Raw genomic sequence first — 19,028 nt, forward strand, 5'->3', positions numbered from 1 at the left:
ACCCCGTCACCCCGTCACCCCGTCACCCCGTCACCCCGTCACCCCGCATGATCGCGTCGCGGCACGCCCCGCGCGGTGCCCGCCGGAAGCGCCGCGAGCGGCGGACCGGCCCGTGCCCTGACCGTGGGGGCGTACGGACCGAAGGCCGCACGCGCCGTCACGTCCGCGATCTCCCCGGCCAACGCGCACCGCACCACCTCCGCCCCCTGCGCCGCCGCCACGTCCACCGCTCTGCGGCAGGCCTCCGCCGAGCCCCCGAGGGCCTGGTCCGCCGCGGCGAGGGCCGCCAGGTCGGCGGCGGCGCCCGCTCGGTGCCGGGCAACGACCGCCTGGCCCATGGCGAGCACCACCGCGAACACCGCGCACATCGTGGTCGCCGCCAGGGCCACCCACACCGTCGCCGAGCCCTGGTCCCGGCGCCGTCCCCGGCGCCAGGTCATTGAGCCACCTCCGATCGCTCCGGGGCTCCAGCGCCCTCTCCCGGCGCCTCCACGGCGTCCTCGGCCGACGCGGCCGCCTCCGCCGTGAGCGTCAGGGCCAGCGCGCCCGGTCCGGGTGCCGGAGCATCCACCCGGACCCGCCACAGATCGCCTGTACGCCCCAGGGTGACCCTGGCTCCCGCCGGGGCGGCCGAACGGGCGGCGGCCATCGCCACGGCCCGTGGCTCGGCCCTGGCGGCCGCTCTCGCCCCCGCCCGTGCCGCGTCCACGCACTGGATCTGCGCGGCAGCCGCCGTCAGGGCCCAGACCAGGGCGAGCGTGAACACCACCAGCGCCGGCACCGCCACGGCCGCCTCCGCCGTCACGGACCCCCGGTCTTTCCGGACCGCATCAGGTCGGACCCGGACCGCACCGGTTCGCCCCGCGCCGGTTCCCTCGATATCGGTCCGCGCCGCGCCGATTCGCGCCGTATCGGTCCGCGCCACATCAGAACTGCGCACCGAGCGCCTTCCCGATCAGTGACTCCAGGGCGTCCGAGACGGGTCCGCTCGTGACCACCTTGTAGAGCACCGCGGCGAACGCGCAGGCCGCGATCGTCCCCACCGCGTACTCGGACGTGGTCATACCCGCATCGGTGCGCGCCAGCCGCAGCCACGCACGCCGCATTTGTCGCATCCTCATCCACATGTCGGCCTCCCCGTAGGAACAGTCGGAAATCTCGAAGAACTCAATTGCCTTTCAGCAGCCCGCTCGCCAGCCCGATGACCACCGGCGCCACGCCCACCGCCAGAAAGGCGGGCAGGAAGCACAGCCCCACCGGGCCGGTGATCAACACCTGGGCCCGCTGGGCCCTGGCAAGGGCGGACCGGGACCGCTCCGCCCGGAAGCTCTCGGCCAGCCGGGACACCGGCTCCGCCGCCGGCGCTCCGGAGGACCCGGCACGTTCCAGACAGCGGGCCAGCCCCGCCGCACCCGGTATCTCGCCGAAGCGCCCCCACGCCTCGGCCGGTTCGCCGCCGAGCCGGAGCTCTGCGGCGGTCAGGGCCAGTTGATCGCCGACAGGCCCGCCCAGCGACTCACCGACCGCCTCGGCGGCCTCACGCGGTCCCGCACCGGCAGCGACGCAGGCGGCCATCAGGTCAGCGGCGAGGGGCAGCTGACGCGCCGTCGCCTCGCCCCCCGTCCGGTCGTCAGGCTTCCTGGTACGCAGCCATCGGCTGACCCCGTACGCGCCCGCGAGCCCCACCGCCCAGCCGGCCACTCCACCGACGAGGACCCATCCGGTGACCGCCGTCGCCAGCGGCGGGCCCCAGCGTCGCGCCCACGTCCCCGCCGCCCGCGACGGACCCCGCCCCGGCCGCCGTCGGCCGCGCTCGACCGCCAGCATCGCCGTCAGCCGCCCACGCACGCGGTGTTCGCGCCGCCCGGCCGCCACCATGAGGGCCAGGCACCCCACAACAGCGAGCGCCAGGACCACCGTCCACAGGCTGTGGGCGGAGAGTCCGGTCATGACGCCTCCCCCGTCCGGACGATCCGCGCGGCCCACCACAGGCCCGTGCCTTCCAGCAGCCCGCCCACCGCCAGGCACCCCAGGCCCGCCGGGGTGTGGAACAGCACGCGCAGTGGATCCGCGCCCAGTGCCCAGCCCATCGCCAGCCCCACCACCGGGAGCAGCGCGAGCACGACGACCGTCGACCAGGCGCCCGCCAGCTGGGCCCGCAGCCCTTCCTGTTGATCCCTCTCCGCCCGCAGCGCGGATTCCAGGCGGTCCAGGCCGTCCGCGAGCCCCGCACCACCGTCCACGGACACCCGCCAGCAGGCCGCGAGCCCCACGAGGCCGTCAGCTCCCGGCTCACGCGCCGCCTGCCGCAGCGCGCCGGGGACGTCCCCGCCGAACCGCGCCGCGGCCAGTACGGCGGCCTCCGCGCCTCCCAGGCCACCGGTGGCCCCCGCGGCGGCCAGCAGGGCCTGTACGGGCTGGAGGCCGGCCCGTAACTCCGCCGCTGCCACACCGCACAGCGCGACGATCCCGTCGGCTCTCCGCTCTCGCATCCTCCTCGTCTCCCTGGCCTTCAACCGCCGTCTCACGAGCGGCACCGCCAGCGCGCCCCCGACGAGCGGCAGGACCGACTCGCCGAGCACGGCGAGCACGACCGCCACCGGCAGACAGAGCCACTCCCCGCGCGCCCTCCGTGCCCATCCACGGGCCCTCGGCAGCCACCGCTCCCACGGCGGCGCCCCCGGCACGGCGCTCTCCACCGCGGCGCCGTCCGCGATCAGCAGCCTGGCCCGCCGAAGACCGCGCTCCTGGCCGACCGTCAGCCAGGCCACGCCTCCCGCGCAGAGCGCCGCCGCGCAGGCGGAGGCCGCCACGAGCGTCGTCGTCACAGCGCACCTCCGAGCAGCGTCAGCAACCGCGGCCAGCCCCGCTCGTACGCGAATCCCTCGGCGCCCCAGCGCAACGCGGGCACCGGCACCACCAACCCCGCGGCGTCCCGCTCCAGCACATGCACCTCGGCGATCCGCCGCCGCCCGTCACAATCCCGTACGAGATGGATCACAACCGACAGCGCGGCCGCCAACTGACTGTGCAGTGCTGCCCGGTCGAGCCCCGCCGCGGTCCCCAGGGCCTCCAGTCGGGCGGGCACGTCCGCCGCGGTATTGGCGTGCACAGTCCCGCAGCCGCCCTCGTGCCCCGTGTTCAAGGCGGCCAGCAGCTCGGTGACTTCATGGCCGCGCACCTCTCCGACGACCAGTCGGTCCGGTCGCATGCGCAGCGCCTGACGGACCAGGTCCCGCAGCGTCACCAGGCCCGCGCCCTCCTGGTTCGCCGGCCGGCCTTCCAGCCGCACCACATGGGGGTGGTCGGGTCTCAACTCGGCCGAATCCTCGGCCAGTACGATCCGCTCGCGGTCCCCGACCAGGCCGAGCAGAGTGGACAGGAGCGTCGTCTTACCCGTACCGGTCCCCCCGCTGATCAGGAACGACAACCGGGCCTCGACCAGCGCCCGCAGCACTCGCTCCCCGCCCGGCGGCACCGTCCCCGCCTCGGTCAGTTCCGCCGGCGAGAACGCCTTGGGACGTACCACCCGCAGCGACAGGCAGGTCGAACCGACCGCCACCGGTGGCAGCACCGCGTGCATCCTGGTCCCGTCGGGCAGCCGGGCGTCCACCCAGGGCCGGGCGTCGTCCAGCCGACGCCCCGCCGCGGCCGCGAGCCGCTGCGCCAGCCTCCGTACGGAGGCGGCGTCGGCGAACGACACGGCAGTGAGCTCAAGCCCCCCGCCCCGGTCCACCCACACCCGGTCGGGTGCGGAGACCAGCACGTCCGTCACCGAAGGGTCGGCGAGCAGGGGCTCCAGCGGGCCCGTCCCCACCAGCTCGCACCGCAACTCCTCTGCCGCACCGAGCACTTCCGTGTCGCCCAGCAGCCGCCCCTGGGCCCGTAAGGCCGCCGCCACCCGGGCGGGTGTCGGGTCCGACCCGCTCTCCGCGAGCCGCTGCCGTACGGCGTCCAACAGCCCACCGGCCGTCGCCCCGGCGCTCACGACGTCACGCTCCCGTCCCCGGCCAGGGCCCGCTCCCAGAAGGCCGTGCAGAACGCGGCCAGCGGTCCCCGCGCACGGGATCCCGGCGGAGCCCCACCGTCCTGGTCCTCCGACAGGCCGGGCTCCAAAGGCAGTTCGCCCGCCAGCGGCAGCCGGAGCGCATCGGCGATCCACTGCTCGTCCAGCCCGGCCGCATACGGACCGCGGACGACCGCCCGCAGGTCCTTGAGCACCATGCCCGCCATCGAGGCCACCCGGCCGGCCGCCGCGACGGCCCGCAACTCGGCGGGCACCACCAGCAAACCGACATCCAGCTGGGCCAGGGCCTCCGCCGCGGACTCGTCGACCCGGCGCGGGAGATCCACGACCACGACACCGGCCCGCCTGCGGGCCGCCGCGAGCACCGACCTCATGGCCTCCGGCCGAATGACCACCGAATCTCCACGATCCCAGCTGAGCACCCGCAGCTCATGGAGGCGGGGCAGCGACTCCTCCAGCGCACCGCCCGCCATCCGCCCTCTGGAAGCGGCGAAATCCGGCCACCGTCTGCCTTCCGCCTGCTCGCCGCCGAGCAGCACATCGAGCCCGCCACCGAGCGGATCTCCGTCGATGAGCATCGTGCGTCGCCCGGCTCGGGCCGAGGTGACGGCCAGGGCACAGGCCAACGTCGAGGCTCCGGCGCCGCCCCGGCCGCCGATCACGCCGACGGTGAGCGCCTGTCGTCCCACCCCCTCGGCCGCGTCCGCGATCCGGTCGACGAGCCAGTTCTCCGCGTCGGGCAGCCGCAGCACGCAGTCGGCGCCGATCTCCACCGCCCGCCGCCATACGCCCGGGTCGTCCTGGTCCCGTCCGACGAGCATCACGCCCCGCCGACGGGTGGCGCCGCGGCAGCGGGAGGCCGCGTCGTCCCCGACGAGGACCATCGGAGCGTCCTCCCAACACCCTTTCCGCTCCGGCACGGTGTGGTGCACTTCCGGGTCGGCGCCCGCCGCGGCACACAGCCTCAGCAGATCGTCGAGCAACTCCACATCCTCGGTGACGATCAACGGTCCGACCCGGCGACCGTCCGCCACTTGTGAACGATCGGAAGTCATGGATCCAGCCACGATCTTCTCCCCTTTCTCTGCTTGGATCCGGATCCGCGAGCGCTTCTCTCGGCGATCTCGAAGTGATCCGGTATCCGCGATTCCGGCTTCCGCGAACTTCGCGGTCGGAATCACCGTGCAGTGCAACGGGAAATCGTGTGGATCTTGCTTGAAAACTGTGGACAACTCGCCACTTGTGAATATCCCGGTAGCTCATACCAGTGACTTCCGGAGAGCAGTGCATCGACTACGCACAGTCACGGGCATGCTTGGGTCGAGGTCGCCGCGCTCAAGGCACAGAAGGAGGGAGGACGGCTGGATTCGAGAGCCGAAAACGCGTCCGGACATGCGACGACCCCCGCCGGGGGGGAGAGCGGGGGTCGTCCCCACGGCCGACTCGGGGGGGGAGGAGCCGGACCGGGTTAGCACGGTCGCGAACGATCCGTGACTTCCATGGTGTACCCGAGAGCCTTCTCAGGCAAACCCACGCGCCCCAGCTTACGCCGAATGGTGGGCGCATATGCTCGGCCTCGTGGAAAACCACTCCTTGCCTCGTACAGCAGCCTTCTTTGACCTGGACAAGACGGTCATTGCGAAGTCATCGACGTTGACCTTCAGCAAGTCGTTCTACCAAGGCGGCCTGATCAACCGTCGCGCCGTACTGCGCACCGCATACGCGCAGTTCGTCTTCCTCGCCGGAGGCGCCGATCATGACCAGATGGAGCGGATGCGGGAGTATCTCTCGGCGCTCTGCAAGGGCTGGAACGTCCAGCAGGTCAAAGAGATCGTCGCCGAGACTCTGCATGACCTGATCGATCCGATCATCTACGACGAGGCCGCGTCCCTCATCGAGGAACACCACACCGCCGGCCGCGATGTCGTGATCGTCTCCACTTCGGGGGCGGAGGTCGTCGAGCCGATCGGCGAGCTTCTCGGCGCCGACCGGGTCGTGGCCACCCGGATGGTCGTCGGCTCCGACGGCTGCTTCACGGGTGAAGTCGAGTACTACGCCTACGGCCCGACCAAGGCCGAGGCCGTCAAGGCGCTCGCCGAGTCCGAGGGATACGACCTGTCCCGCTGCTACGCGTACAGCGACTCCATCACCGACGTGCCCATGCTCAAGTCGGTCGGCCACCCCTACGCGGTGAACCCGGACCGCGCGCTGCGACGGGAGGCGACAGCGCGGGAATGGCCGATTCTCGTCTTCAACCGGCCCGTTCGGCTCAAGCAGCGGTTGCCCGCCTTCTCCATGCCGCCCCGCCCGGCACTGGTCGCGGCGGCCGCGGTGGGAGCGGCGGCCGCGACAGCCGGCCTCGTCTGGTACGCCAGTCGGCGCCGGCAGTCCACGCACGCCTGAACGACGCCCGGCCGGGGCCCGCGGCGGCCGGAAGCTGTACAGCAGACGGCCGCTTTACCCCTGTTTGAACCTAAAAGTAAAGAAGTCCGGACAGGGGTTCCGCATCCCCGCGCACAGGAGTAGAAAGGACTCAACGGCCCGCGAGACCAAGGACATCCGAGAGGATCACCAGTTAACGCATCAGGCCCCACGGACCGAACATGAAAGCGGAGTACCCACGCGACGTCGACCCGTCGATTACGGGCCAGCCGCACCAGGTGACGGGCGAAGTACCCGACCTGATGGGCAACATTACGAGGACGCTTGGTAACTCCGTGGACGTGCGAGCGGCGGTACCGGCCACGGTGCCGCCGCAACCGTGTTCAGGCAGCGCCGCGCTGAAGCGCCTCACAGACGGCCGTGGACTCCCGTACACCCAGCTCGACCGCGCGCCCGCAGTGGGTGATCCACGCCGCCATACCGTCCGGGGTCCCTGACAGATAGCCGTCGAACGCGGCCGCGTACGCCGCGCGCCCCAGCTCCGCGTGGCCGACCTCCGCCGGGCAGATGGACTTGGGATCGAGACCGCTCCCGACCAGCACGACCCGCTCGGCCGCCCGAGCGACCAGTCCGTTGTACGAACCGAAGGGCCGCAGCGCCAGTAGTTCGCCATGCACCACGGCGGCCGTCACGAGCGCGGGCGCCGCACTTGTCGTGCGCACCAGCCCCGAGAGCCCGTCCAGTCGTCCCGCCACCTCGCCGGCCTCCGGCAGCGGAGCCTCGGTCAGCGGCCCGGCGGTGTCGACCCCCGGCACCTCGACGACCGGCTCGCCCGACAGTCGCGGCCGCCCCACCGTCTCGTCGGAGACGCCCACGCCCCCTGCGGCCACGAGGTGCAGTCGGGCCAGTACGCGCAACGGCGACTGACCCCAGACGGAAAGGAGTTGGCCGGCTTCGGCATTCAGCCGCAAGGCCGCACCGACCGTACGAGCCTCGGCCTCCGAGCCGAAGTCGCTACGACGGCGCACCTCTTCGAGCGCCCAGTCGGCACCGGACAGCGCGGCGGATCCCCGCGCGGCACGCAAGGCCGCTTCCGAGGTGACCTCGTTACTGCGGCGCCGCATCACGCGGTGCCCATAGACGCGGTCGACAGCCTTGCGTACGGAATCCACCACGTCGGGAATCCCCGGCAGGGAGGCCAGCGTGACCAGGGGGTCCTCCGGCCGCGGCGCGGAGGAGGCGTCAGAGGCAGTCGTACTCATAGGTAAGGAGGCTACGCGCCCACGGCGCACGCCCCACCTTGGAGTGGTCTTCTTCACGGAAGAACATCACCTTGAGCGAGAGTTCTACTACCCTACGTGAACATGAAGATCGCTTTCGTGGGCAAGGGCGGCAGCGGCAAGACCACGCTGTCCTCGCTCTTCATCCGCCACCTGACCGCCAACGAGGCCCCCGTCATCGCGGTGGACGCCGACATCAACCAGCACCTGGGGGCCGCGCTCGGTCTTGATGAGCGGGAATCCGCCGCGCTGCCCGCGATGGGTGCGCACCTTCCTCTGATCAAGGACTACCTACGGGGCAGCAACCCGCGCATCAGCTCCGTCGAGGCGATGATCAAAACGACTCCGCCGGGCAACGGATCGCGGCTGCTCCGGGTCGGTGAGTCCAATCCGGTGTACGACGCCTGCGCCCGCACCGTGCGGCTGGACGACGGCGAGATCCGCCTGATGGCCACCGGCCCCTTCGTCGAGTCCGACCTCGGGGTGGCCTGCTACCACTCCAAGGTCGGCGCGGTCGAGTTGTGCCTCAACCATCTGGTCGACGGACCCGACGAGTACGTGGTGGTCGATATGACGGCCGGCTCGGACTCGTTCGCCTCCGGGATGTTCACCCGGTTCGACATGACCTTCCTGGTGGCCGAGCCCACACGCAAGGGCGTGTCCGTCTACCGCCAGTACAAGGAGTACGCGCGGGACTTCGGGGTCTCGCTGAAGGTCGTCGGCAACAAGGTGCAGGGCCCGGACGACCTGGACTTCCTCCGTACGGAAGTGGGCGACGACCTGCTTGTCGCGGTGGGGCACTCCAACTGGGTCAGGGAAATGGAGAAGGGCCGGCCCGCCCGCTTCGAGTTGCTGGAGGCGGACAACCGCTGTGCGCTCCAGACCCTTCAGGACGCGGCGGAGGACTCGTACGAGCAGCGCGACTGGGAGACGTACACGCAGCAGATGATCCACTTCCACCTCAGGAACGCGGAGAGCTGGGGGAACGCGAAGACGGGCGTCGACCTGGCCACGCAGGTCGACCCCGACTTCGTCCTCAGCGAGACGCTCGCCGTACCTCAGCCGTCCTGAGGCGAGGCCCCGGCGCCGTCAGTGCTGCTTGGCATGGGCGGCTGACCGGCCCGCCGTGGCCGCGGGGGAAGTCGCGGCCGTGGCGGCGGTGAACGACGGCCATCCGCCTTTGGGAGCCTTGCCGACGCCGAGACCGCGCAACTTCTTCAGGGTCCCCGGGTCCTGCACGTCGAGCCAGTCGGCGAGCTCCCGGAACGACACGCACCGCACGTCCTTCTGCGTACAGACCGTCTTCATGGTCTCTTCGATGGCGCGCATGTAGGTGCCGCCGTTCCAGGACTCGAAGTGGTTGCCGATGATCAGCGGGGCGCGGTTTCCCTTGTGGGCGCGGTCGAAGGCCTCGAGCAGGCCGTCACGCATCTGGTTGCCCCAGTACTCGTGCTGCGACGGGTCGCCCTTGACCGTCCCCGACTGGTTGAACATGAAGTTGTAGTCCATCGAGAGAGTCTCGAATTCGCGGCCGGGCACCGGGACCAGTTGCAGCGGAATGTCCCAGAGGCCGTCCTTCTTCTTCGGCCAGACCTGATTTCCGATGCCGCTGGAGTCATAGCGGAAGCCCATCGTCCGAGCGGCCAGCATCATGTTCTTCTGCCCTTCCAGGCAGGGGGTGCGACCGCCGACCATCTCCTTGTCGTAATCGAAAGGCAGCGGGGCCTCGTTCGTCAGACCGGCATTGGTCTTCCAGCCCTTCACAAAGGACTTGGCCTGCTTGATCTCGCTCTTCCATTCATCGACGGACCAGGTGCCGACGCCGCCGTCCTTGCCGCAGAAGTGGCCATTGAAGTGGGTGCCGATCTCATTCCCGTCACGCCAGGCACCGCGCAGTTCCCGCAAGGTGTCCTTGATTCCCTGCGTGTCGTTGAAACCGATGTCCGAGCTGCCCGGTGAGTGCTGAGGCGGGTTGTACATCTTCGCCTTCTCCTCGGGGAGCAGATAGACGCCGCTCAGGAAGTACGTCATCGTCGCGTTGTACTTCTTTCCCACGTCACGGAAGTGGGAGAAGAGCTTCTGGCTGTCCTCGCCCGCGCCGTCCCAGGAGAACACCACGAACTGCGGTGGCTTCTGACCGGGCTTGAGGCGCTGCGGCTTGGCCAGGTGCGGCTGGACACCGGTGAATGCCGTCGAGCCGTCGCCGATGAGCCGTACCGCGTTCTTGGGCGCCTCGGGGGCCTTCTTGTTGGCTCCGTGCGCACCCTTCTGGGCATCCGGCGCACCGGAACATCCGGCAACGCCTACGGCGAGCGCCATGACAGCCGCGCCGAAGGCGATTTTCTTTGTGGCGGCCAGCATCCGCCCACCTCTTCCTTCAGGTTTCGGTACCGACGTGCCGAGCGGCGATATGCCGGCCGGCGCCGAGCGCCAACAACGTCGCACCGAGACCGATAAGAAGAAGAAATGACAAGCCGTACGAAATTACTAATCACCAGCCCGAGTGAATGCTTAGACCATTTGCCCCGAATGACCAGCCAGAATCTTTACTCTCCATTACGATCCATTTACCAATAGTTGAAGGAAGCGTCCCGCCGCTACACGCCGTGCCTCACGGCCGCGACCCACATTCCGCGACCGCGCCGCCCCGGAGGAGACGGGAAATATGTCTGCCTGCGTCCCCACTCGCACCGACCACACGTCTCTGACCGCCCACGCCGAAACCGCAACCGATTCGCCGCGCACACTCACCTCGCGCATCTCACGTTTCCGGCGACCGCACGACTCGCCTCCGGGCGGCCGTGGGTTCCGGATCGCCGGCGCCGATCTGTCCGCTTCGATCTCCGTCTTTCTGATCGCGTTGCCGCTCTCCCTGGGCATCGCGCTCGCCACCGGGGCACCGCTCCAGGCGGGGCTGGTGGCCGCCGCGGTCGGCGGTCTGGTCGTCGGCCGGCTGGGCGGGGCGCCGCTCCAGGTCAGCGGCCCCGCGGCCGGGCTGACCGTCATCACGGCCGACCTGATCCAGCGGTACGGCTGGCGCACGACCTGCGCCATCACCATCTGCGCCGGCCTCGCTCAACTCGCTCTCGCGGCGCTGCGAGTGGCCCGTTCGGCGCTCGCCGTCAGCCCGGCGATCGTGCACGGCATGCTCGCCGGCATCGGCCTCACCATCGCCCTCGCCCAACTCCATATCGTGCTCGGCGGCTCACCCCAGAGCTCCGCCGTCGACAATGTGCGTGGACTTCCCGCCCAGTTGGCCGATCTGCACCCGGGCGCGGTCTCCGTGAGCGCCCTGACCGTCGCCGTACTCCTCCTCTGGCCGCGAATTCCGGGACGCACGGGCCGGGTTGTCCGCAAGCTCCCGGCCACCCTCGCCGCGGTGGCCGCCGCGACCGCCGTCGCGGCCCTCGTCGGGATCGACCTGGAACGCGTCCATCTGCCGTCCTGGCGCAGCCATGCGCTGCCCGAGCTGCCCGACGGACCGGTGCTCGGTCTGCTCGCCGCCGTCCTCACCGTCACCTTGGTCGGCAGCGTCGAATCACTGCTGTCCGCGGTCGCGGTGGACAAGTTGGTCGCCGCGCGCAAGGAACCGCGCGTCCGGATCCCACGGGCCCGCCTCGACCGGGAGCTGGCCGGACAGGGCGCGGGGAACGCGCTGTCCGGCGCGCTCGGCGGACTGCCCGTCACCGGGGTCGCCGTGCGCAGCGCCGCGAATGTGGCCGCGGGCGGCGTGAGTCGGCACTCCACGATGTTGCACGGCCTGTGGATCGCGGTCGCGGCCCTGCTGCTGGTGCCCGTGCTCGATCTGATCCCGCTGGCCGCCCTGGCCGCGCTGGTGATGTTCGTCGGGGTCCAGATGGTGAACCTCACGCATCTGCGCAGCGTGCGGCGGAACCGCGAAATGCTGGTGTACGCGGTCACACTGACCGCCGTGCTGCTCACCGGCGTGCTGGAAGGAGTCCTCATCGGGATCGCGGTGGCTGTCGCGGTGGCGCTGCACCGGCTGACCAGGACACGGATCACGGCGGAGGAGCGAGGCGGTGTCCACCGTGTGCGGGTCCGTGGCCAGTTGACGTTTCTCGCGGTGCCGAGACTCACCCGGACCCTGCATCAAGTACCTCAGGACACCGACTGCGTCATCGAACTCGACGGGTCCTTCATGGACCACGCCGCGCACGAAGCCCTGCACGACTGGCGGACCGCGCACACCGCCCGGGGCGGTACGGCCGAGTTCACCAGCCCGGCGGGGGCCAGCATCGCCGAGCCCGCCACGAAGTCCCATGCCTGTTGCCGGCCCTGGACCCCGTGGCGTAACCACCACTGCGCACAGAACGGCGGGGCAGGGACCGACGGTGCGCGGTCCGGGGGCAAAGGGACCGACAGCAGTCGGGCCGAGGGCGGGCACGGGGTAGGCGGCGACGAGGCAGGTGGCGACGGGACGGGCGGCGCGGCTCGCATGTCCGGCAGCCGTCAACTGGCCAGCGGGCTCAGCTCCTTCCAGCGCCATACGGCTCCGCTGGTGCGCGGTGAGCTGGAGCGGCTGGCGCGCGAAGGCCAGCGGCCCTCCCAGCTCTTCCTCACCTGCGCCGACTCCCGACTGGTCACGAGCATGATCACGTCCAGCGGCCCGGGTGACCTCTTCACCGTACGGAATGTGGGCAATCTGGTGCCGCCGCCGGGAGCGGACGGCGCGGACGATTCGGTGGCCGCCGCCATCGAGTACGCGGTTGAGGTGTTGCGGGTGCAGTCCATCACCGTCTGCGGGCATTCGGGATGCGGCGCGATGCAGGCCCTGTTGAACACGCCCGAGCCGCAGGCACTCACCTCGGCATCCGGGCCGACACCGTTGCGGCGGTGGCTGCGCCACGGACTGCCCAGCCTGGAGCGGATGAGGAGCCGGCACCATCCCTGGGCCAGGATCGCCGGACGACTCCCCGTCGATGCCGTCGAGCAGCTCTGTCTGACCAATGTGATCCAGCAGTTGGAGCATCTACGGGCTCATGAGTCGGTGGCGCGCAGACTGGCCGAGGGCGCGCTGGAGCTTCATGGGATGTACTTCCATGTCGGCGAGGCCCAGGCGTATCTGCTGGCGGACGGCGTCGGGTCCAGCGACGACCGCGGCGGGGAAGAAGAGGTGTTCAACCGGGTGTCCCCGACCGCGCTGGAGGAGTCGCGCGCCTGAACCGGTCCCGTACCGCATCCGTGAGAGTGTGTGGCCCCCTTCCCCATCTGCCCCGGGGAAGAGGGCCTTTCTCCGGCGGCCCGGACAGCATCGCCCGGAGCCGAACCGCCGTCCCGAACCGACCGCCCGAGCAGCCACCCCGAAGCGTCGTCCCGAACCGTCAGCCAGTCGAGAGCACATACAGACACCCGTGCGGGGCAGGCACCACACAGCCCTCGCCATACAGGTCTAAACCAATTTTCTGAAGCCCCTTGTCACCCGGGCATTCGCCTGATGAGCTAGCCGGGGACGCATAGGACGCCCTGGGAAAGGGAGATGTCGTGAGCAACGAAAGCCTGGCCAACCTGCTCAAGGAAGAACGGCGCTTCGCGCCGCCGGTCGAGCTGGCCGCACACGCCAATGTGACGGCGGAGGCGTACGAGCGGGCCGAGGCGGACAGGCTTGGCTTCTGGGCCGAGCAGGCGAGGCGGCTCACCTGGGTCACCGAGCCGACCGAGACGCTGGACTGGTCGAACCCTCCCTTCGCGAAGTGGTTCGCCGACGGCGAGTTGAACGTCGCCTACAACTGCGTCGACCGCCACGTGGAAGCCGGCCACGGCGACCGCGTCGCGATCCACTTCGAGGGCGAGCCGGGCGACAGCCGCGCCATCACCTACGCGGAGCTCAAGGACGAAGTGTCCCGGGCCGCCAACGCGCTCACCGAACTGGGCGTACGCAAGGGCGACCGGGTCGCCGTATACCTGCCGATGATCCCCGAGGCCGCGATCGCCATGCTGGCCTGCGCCCGGATCGGGGCCCCGCACTCCGTGGTGTTCGGCGGCTTCTCGGCCGACGCCGTCGCCTCCCGCATCCAGGACGCGGACGCCAAGCTGGTCATCACCGCCGACGGCGGTTACCGCCGAGGCAAGCCGACCGCGCTCAAGCCGGCCATCGACGGAGCCGTCGCCAAGTGCCCGCAGGTCGAGCATGTGCTGGTGGTGCGCCGTACGGGCCAGGACACCGCCTTCGACGATTCACGGGACGTGTGGTGGCACGACATCGTGGGGCGTCAGTCCTCGGAGCACACCCCGGAGGCGTTCGACGCGGAGCACCCGCTCTTCATCCTCTACACCTCGGGCACGACGGGTAAGCCGAAGGGCATCCTGCACACCTCGGGCGGCTACCTCACCCAGACGGCCTACACCCACCACGCCGTCTTCGACCTCAAGCCCGAATCGGACGTGTACTGGTGCACGGCCGACGTCGGCTGGGTGACCGGCCACTCGTACATCGTGTACGGGCCCCTGGCCAACGGCGCCACCCAGGTCATGTACGAAGGCACCCCCGACACCCCGCACCAGGGGCGGTTCTGGGAGATCGTGCAGAAGTACGGGGTGACGATCCTCTACACGGCACCGACCGCGATCCGTACGTTCATGAAGTGGGGCGACGACATCCCCGCCAAGTTCGATCTGACCTCCCTGCGCGTGCTGGGATCGGTCGGCGAGCCGATCAACCCCGAAGCGTGGATCTGGTACCGCGAGAACATCGGCGCCGGCAAGGCACCGATCGTGGACACCTGGTGGCAGACCGAGACCGGGGCCATGATGATCTCCCCGCTGCCGGGTGTGACCGAGACCAAGCCGGGCTCCGCCCAGCGCGCCCTGCCCGGGATCTCCGCGACCGTGGTCGACGACGAGGCCCACGAGGTGCCCAACGGGGGCGGCGGCTATCTCGTCCTGACCGAGCCCTGGCCCTCGATGCTGCGCACGATCTGGGGCGACGACCAGCGGTTCATCGACACGTACTGGTCCCGCTTCGAAGGCACGTACTTCGCCGGGGACGGCGCCAAGAAGGACGACGACGGCGACATCTGGCTGCTGGGCCGCGTCGATGACGTGATGCTGGTGTCCGGCCACAACATCTCCACCACCGAGGTCGAATCCGCCCTCGTCTCCCACTCCAAGGTCGCCGAGGCCGCTGTCGTCGGCGCGGCCGACGAGACCACCGGCCAGGCCATCGTCGCCTTTGTCATCCTGCGCGGCACCGCCACCGTCGATGGCGGCCTGGTGGCCGAGTTGCGCAACCACGTGAGCACCGCGCTCGGTCCGATCGCCAAGCCCAAGCGGATCCTCCCGGTCGCGGAGCTGCCCAAGACCCGCTCCGGCAAGATCATGCGGCGCCTCCTGCGGGACATCGCGGAGAACCGCGAACTCGGCGATGTCACCACCCTCACCGACGCGTCCGTCATGGATCTCATCCAGAGTCAGCTGCCCAGCGCGAGCAGCGACGACTGAGCGGCTGAGCAGCTGTGCTGCTGAGCAAGCGGCAGCGGCAGCGGCACGCGTAAGGAGCGGGGCACCCGGGCACACCGGGTGCCCCGCTCCACATCGGCCCCTCCCCGCGCCGGTCCGGACCGCACTTGTCCCGGACCGCACCTAAAGTGAAAATCACCCGATACGTCCCCCACGCACCCCGGGTAAGGTTAGCGCCGCGTCAACAGCAGCAGGAACGCCAACAGCGTCAAGCAGGTCCACAACACCACAAGTGATTCTGGGTGCGCCGGGAAGTCTGGTCGGCATGCGATGCGTCATGTCCGCCTCACCGCCCCGGAGGTCCTCCTCGTGCCCGCGCCCACCCCCACCTCCCGTAAGTTCCTCGGCCGTCTCTCGCTGCCCGAGCGGAACTACCTCGCGGACGCGCTGCGTACCGAGACCGTCGGTGGCGTACTCCTGCTCATCGCCGCCCTCACCGCCCTGATCTGGGCGAACACCCCGCTGAGCGGCAGTTACGCATCCGTGAGCGCCTTCCACGCCGGACCTGCCGCGCTCGGCCTCGACCTCTCCGTACAGCACTGGGCGGCCGACGGTCTTCTCGCGATCTTCTTCTTCGTCGCCGGCATCGAGCTCAAGCGCGAGCTGGTGGCCGGTGAGTTGCGCGATCCCAGGGCCGCCGCGCTTCCCGTCATAGCCGCACTGTCCGGCATGGTCGCGCCCGCACTCGTATATGTGCTGGTCAACAGTGTGGGCGGCGGGTCGTTGGGCGGCTGGGCCGTCCCCACCGCCACCGATATCGCGTTCGCGCTCGCCGTCCTCGCGGTCATCGGCACCTCGCTGCCCTCCGCGCTGCGCGCCTTCCTGCTCACCCTCGCGGTCGTCGACGATCTCTTCGCGATCCTGATCATCGCCGTGTTCTTCACCAGCGATCTGAACTTCGCCGCGCTCGGCGGCGCATTCGTCGGCCTGGCCCTCTTCTGGGTGCTGCTGAGGAAGGGCGTGCGCGGGTGGTACGTGTACGTTCCGCTGGCCCTGGTCATCTGGGGCCTGATGTACAACAGCGGTGTACACGCCACCATCGCCGGTGTCGCGATGGGCCTGATGCTCCGTTGCGTCCGGCGCGAGGGCGAGGAGCAGTCTCCCGGCGAGCGCGTCGAGCATCTGGTCCGTCCGGTCTCGGCAGGTCTGGCCGTACCGCTGTTCGCCCTCTTCTCCGCCGGCGTCCCGGTCTCCGGCAGCGCGCTCGGCCAGGTCTTCACCCGGCCGGAGACTCTCGGGGTCGTGCTGGGCCTGGTGGTCGGCAAGGCGGTCGGCATCTTCGGCGGTACGTGGCTGGCGGCGCGCTTCACCCGGGCCGAACTGAACGAGGATCTCGCCTGGCCCGATGTCTTCGCCCTCGCTTCCCTCGCCGGAATCGGCTTCACGGTCTCCCTGCTCATCGGCGAACTGGCCTTCACGACGGACCCCGCACTCACCGACGAGGTGAAGGCGGCGGTGCTGACAGGCTCGGTGATCGCGGCCGTCGTCTCCGGTGTCCTGTTGAAGCTGCGCGTTCGCACATACCGCGCGCTGTACGAGGACGAGGAGCGCGACGAAGATCAGGACGGCATCCCCGACGTCTATGAGCAGGACGATCCGGGGTACCACCTGCGCATGGCCACGCTGTACGAGGCGAAGGCCGCGGAACATCGCCGGCTGGCGGAACACGCGGGGGCAACGCGCGAGGACGACGACAGTCCGGCATGATCTGACAACGGATCGGTAGACGAGCGGATCCGTAGACGAGTAGAGCGAGACGAGGGAGTCACCGATGAGCGACCACGGTAAGCACGCCGACGGCGCTGTCCGGAGCGGCACGGTGGTCGAAGTTGTCAGTGCCGACCGCAGTGTCGGCCAGCTGGTCGCCGCGGCGACCGCCGAGATGTCCGCACTGGTGCACGACGAGATCGCCCTGGCCAAGGCCGAGATCCGACAGGACGTCAAGCGTGGCGCGGTCGGTGGTGGCGCCATCACCATCGCGGGTGTCTTCGCCCTGTTCTCGCTGCCGGTGCTGAGCTTCGCCGCCGCGTACGGGATCCACAATCTGGGGCTCGGCCTGGCCTGGTCGTTCCTGATCGTGGGCGCGGCATTCCTGCTGCTCGCCGCGTTGCTCGCGGGGCTCGCCGTCATGAAGTTCAAGAAGGTCAAGCCGCCGGAGAAGAGCATCGCCTCCGCCAAGGAGACGGCGGCTGTTCTCCAGAACGTGAAGCCGCACCCCCGCGAGGTCCGGGAGGACACCAAGTCTGTGGCACGCTCGACTGCATGACCGCCCCCGATTCCGACGCCGGCAAGACCCCCAGCGATACCCCGGGCGAAATCCCCGGCAAGGCTTTCGGCACGCCCCCCGGCACGACATCAGGCTCGGCACCTGGCTCGGCACCTGGCTCGGCTCCAGATTCAGCCGCCGGTCCGGCACCTGCCCCGGCACGTGCCCCGGCGCCTGGTTCCGCGTCTGCCGTGACCCCGGCCTCGGCCGTACGTCTCGACGGTCCCTGGACCCACCGTGATGTGGCGGCCAACGGTGCTCGCTTCCACATCGCCGAGATGGGCGACGGGCCGCTGGTACTGCTACTGCACGGCTTCCCGCAGTTCTGGTGGACCTGGCGGCATCAGCTGACGGCACTGGCGGACGCTGGCTACCGGGCGGTGGCCATGGATCTCCGGGGCGTGGGCGGCAGCGACCGTACGCCCCGGGGTTACGACCCCGCCAACCTGGCCCTCGACATCACCGGCGTGGTGCGCTCCCTCGGGGAACCCGACGCCGCGCTCGTCGGGCATGACCTGGGTGGCTATCTCGCCTGGACCGCCGCCGTGATGCGGCCCAAGCTGGTGCGCCGGCTCGCGGTGTCCTCGATGCCGCACCCGCGCCGCTGGCGTTCGGCGATGCTCTCCGACTTCTCGCAGAGCCGGGCCGGATCGTACATCTGGGGTTTTCAGCGCCCCTGGCTGCCGGAGCGTCAGCTCGTGGCGGACGACGCGGCGCTGGTGGGGCAGTTGATCCGGGAGTGGTCCGGGCCCGGACTCCCCGACGACGAGGCGATCGAAGTCTACCGGCGCGCGATGACCATCCCGTCGACGGCGCACTGCTCGATCGAGCCGTACCGCTGGATGGTGCGGTCGATGGCGCGCCCTGACGGCATCCAGTTCAACCGGCGGATGAAGCGCCCGGTGCGGGTGCCGACGCTCCAGCTGCACGGGTCCCTCGATCCGGCGATGCGGACACGCAGCACGGCGGGGTCGGCCGAGTATGTGGAAGCGCCGTACCGCTGGCGGCTGTTCGACGGGTTGGGGCACTTCCCGCACGAGGAGGACCCGGCGGCGTTCTCCTCGGAACTCATCAACTGGCTCAAGGACCCCGAGCCGGACCGCTGACTCAAGTCGCGGGTTCTGCCGCCGATCCTGACGCGGGTCCTCGCCGGTCCTGACGCAAGTCCTTGAAGAACGTCCGGTCCTGCTCCCGGCCGCGGCCTTGACCGCCGGCGTCGGCGTTGGCGTCGGCACAACACCGACCGACGGTCTTCCACCGACCCGCGAACACTTGTCCTACGAACAGCCAATTGCCTCCCGCATAGGCCAATTGGCCCCCTCCCGGGCGGTTACCGACCACGGGGCACGGGAAAACGTCGGGGTATGGGCTGGACGCACGACTACGGTGACGCAGCACGCAACCGCCGCTCGGCCTCTGCGCCGATCACCCACAAGAGGGGCCACCCGGAAGATCAGGGCGACGATCCCCGGCTCGGTATTTCCCTCATCCTCCGCCGCAGGGCCCGCTGGGTCTCGGCCCGACTGCGCCATCAGCGTACGTAGACGCGGCGCCCCGGCCCGGGGCCTCCGCCTCCGGACCGGGACCCCGCGCCTAC

The 19,028-nt window shown here is 70.2% G+C and carries 17 protein-coding genes; 8 read left to right on the forward strand and 9 right to left on the reverse strand.

What is annotated here, in order from left to right:
* Nucleotides 1-38 precede the first annotated feature (38 nt).
* The 7 genes from ACIQD6_RS32310 to ssd form a co-directional block, all read right to left on the reverse strand.
* Complete coding sequence (locus ACIQD6_RS32310) at nt 39-440, reverse strand: Rv3654c family TadE-like protein (RefSeq protein ID WP_401889528.1); 402 nt, start codon at nt 438-440, stop codon at nt 39-41.
* A complete protein-coding gene (locus ACIQD6_RS32315; protein WP_401889530.1) occupies nt 437-805 on the reverse strand; it encodes a TadE family type IV pilus minor pilin in 369 nt (122 codons plus the stop codon). The genes ACIQD6_RS32310 and ACIQD6_RS32315 overlap by 4 nt, the downstream gene beginning before the upstream one ends.
* A gap of 121 nt (nt 806-926) precedes the next feature.
* Nucleotides 927-1,127 (reverse strand): DUF4244 domain-containing protein, encoded by a 201-nt coding sequence (locus tag ACIQD6_RS32320; protein WP_401889533.1) that lies wholly within the window; start codon nt 1,125-1,127, stop codon nt 927-929.
* 40 nt (nt 1,128-1,167) lie between these two features.
* Nucleotides 1,168-1,950: a type II secretion system F family protein gene (locus ACIQD6_RS32325; RefSeq protein WP_401889536.1), complete on the reverse strand. Its 783-nt coding sequence runs from the start codon at nt 1,948-1,950 to the stop codon at nt 1,168-1,170.
* Nucleotides 1,947-2,828: a type II secretion system F family protein gene (locus ACIQD6_RS32330; RefSeq protein ID WP_401889538.1), complete on the reverse strand. Its 882-nt coding sequence runs from the start codon at nt 2,826-2,828 to the stop codon at nt 1,947-1,949. The genes ACIQD6_RS32325 and ACIQD6_RS32330 overlap by 4 nt, the downstream gene beginning before the upstream one ends.
* Nucleotides 2,825-3,988, reverse strand: coding sequence for a TadA family conjugal transfer-associated ATPase (locus tag ACIQD6_RS32335; protein WP_401889541.1), 1,164 nt, complete (start codon nt 3,986-3,988; stop codon nt 2,825-2,827). The genes ACIQD6_RS32330 and ACIQD6_RS32335 overlap by 4 nt, the downstream gene beginning before the upstream one ends.
* Entirely contained in the window at nt 3,985-5,082 is a 1,098-nt protein-coding gene (gene ssd, locus ACIQD6_RS32340) for a septum site-determining protein Ssd (protein WP_401889543.1), read from the reverse strand. Before ssd ends, ACIQD6_RS32335 begins: the two co-directional genes overlap by 4 nt.
* 511 nt (nt 5,083-5,593) lie before the next feature.
* Here ssd and ACIQD6_RS32345 point away from each other — a divergent pair.
* Complete coding sequence (locus tag ACIQD6_RS32345; protein WP_401889546.1) at nt 5,594-6,430, forward strand: HAD family hydrolase; 837 nt, start codon at nt 5,594-5,596, stop codon at nt 6,428-6,430.
* 362 nt (nt 6,431-6,792) lie between these two features.
* Here the strand turns inward: ACIQD6_RS32345 and ACIQD6_RS32350 are convergent, their stop codons facing one another.
* Complete coding sequence (locus ACIQD6_RS32350) at nt 6,793-7,671, reverse strand: oxidoreductase (RefSeq protein WP_401889549.1); 879 nt, start codon at nt 7,669-7,671, stop codon at nt 6,793-6,795.
* A 102-nt stretch (nt 7,672-7,773) separates the two neighbouring features.
* On the opposite strand from ACIQD6_RS32350, the gene ACIQD6_RS32355 reads away from it, so the two are divergent.
* Nucleotides 7,774-8,760 (forward strand): ATP-binding protein, encoded by a 987-nt coding sequence (locus tag ACIQD6_RS32355; RefSeq protein WP_401889551.1) that lies wholly within the window; start codon nt 7,774-7,776, stop codon nt 8,758-8,760.
* An 18-nt stretch (nt 8,761-8,778) separates the two neighbouring features.
* Here the strand turns inward: ACIQD6_RS32355 and ACIQD6_RS32360 are convergent, their stop codons facing one another.
* Entirely contained in the window at nt 8,779-10,050 is a 1,272-nt protein-coding gene (locus ACIQD6_RS32360) for a hypothetical protein (RefSeq protein ID WP_401889554.1), read from the reverse strand.
* A 304-nt stretch (nt 10,051-10,354) separates the two neighbouring features.
* Here ACIQD6_RS32360 and ACIQD6_RS32365 point away from each other — a divergent pair, with 304 nt between their 5' ends.
* The 6 genes from ACIQD6_RS32365 to ACIQD6_RS32390 all read left to right on the forward strand — a co-directional run bounded on the left by ACIQD6_RS32365 (nt 10,355) and on the right by ACIQD6_RS32390 (nt 18,975).
* Entirely contained in the window at nt 10,355-12,871 is a 2,517-nt protein-coding gene (locus ACIQD6_RS32365) for a bifunctional SulP family inorganic anion transporter/carbonic anhydrase (RefSeq protein ID WP_401889556.1), read from the forward strand.
* Between the two features lie 320 nt (nt 12,872-13,191).
* Nucleotides 13,192-15,147, forward strand: coding sequence for an acetate--CoA ligase (gene acs, locus ACIQD6_RS32370; RefSeq protein WP_401889558.1), 1,956 nt, complete (start codon nt 13,192-13,194; stop codon nt 15,145-15,147).
* Nucleotides 15,148-15,435: 288 nt separating this feature from the next.
* Nucleotides 15,436-16,872, forward strand: a complete 1,437-nt coding sequence (gene nhaA, locus ACIQD6_RS32375) for a Na+/H+ antiporter NhaA (protein ID WP_401889560.1) — start codon at nt 15,436-15,438, stop codon at nt 16,870-16,872.
* Nucleotides 16,873-16,936: 64 nt separating this feature from the next.
* Nucleotides 16,937-17,431: a phage holin family protein gene (locus ACIQD6_RS32380; protein ID WP_401889562.1), complete on the forward strand. Its 495-nt coding sequence runs from the start codon at nt 16,937-16,939 to the stop codon at nt 17,429-17,431.
* Between the two features lie 191 nt (nt 17,432-17,622).
* The gene (locus tag ACIQD6_RS32385) at nt 17,623-18,537 is read left to right on the forward strand and encodes an alpha/beta fold hydrolase (protein WP_401889564.1); all 915 of its coding nucleotides are present in this window, start codon (nt 17,623-17,625) and stop codon (nt 18,535-18,537) included.
* Nucleotides 18,538-18,795: 258 nt separating this feature from the next.
* The gene (locus ACIQD6_RS32390; RefSeq protein WP_401889567.1) at nt 18,796-18,975 is read left to right on the forward strand and encodes a hypothetical protein; all 180 of its coding nucleotides are present in this window, start codon (nt 18,796-18,798) and stop codon (nt 18,973-18,975) included.
* Nucleotides 18,976-19,028: the final 53 nt, after the last annotated feature.

Source organism: Streptomyces sp. NPDC088400 (assembly GCF_044753355.1).
Classification (GTDB): Bacteria; Actinomycetota; Actinomycetes; order Streptomycetales; family Streptomycetaceae; genus Streptomyces.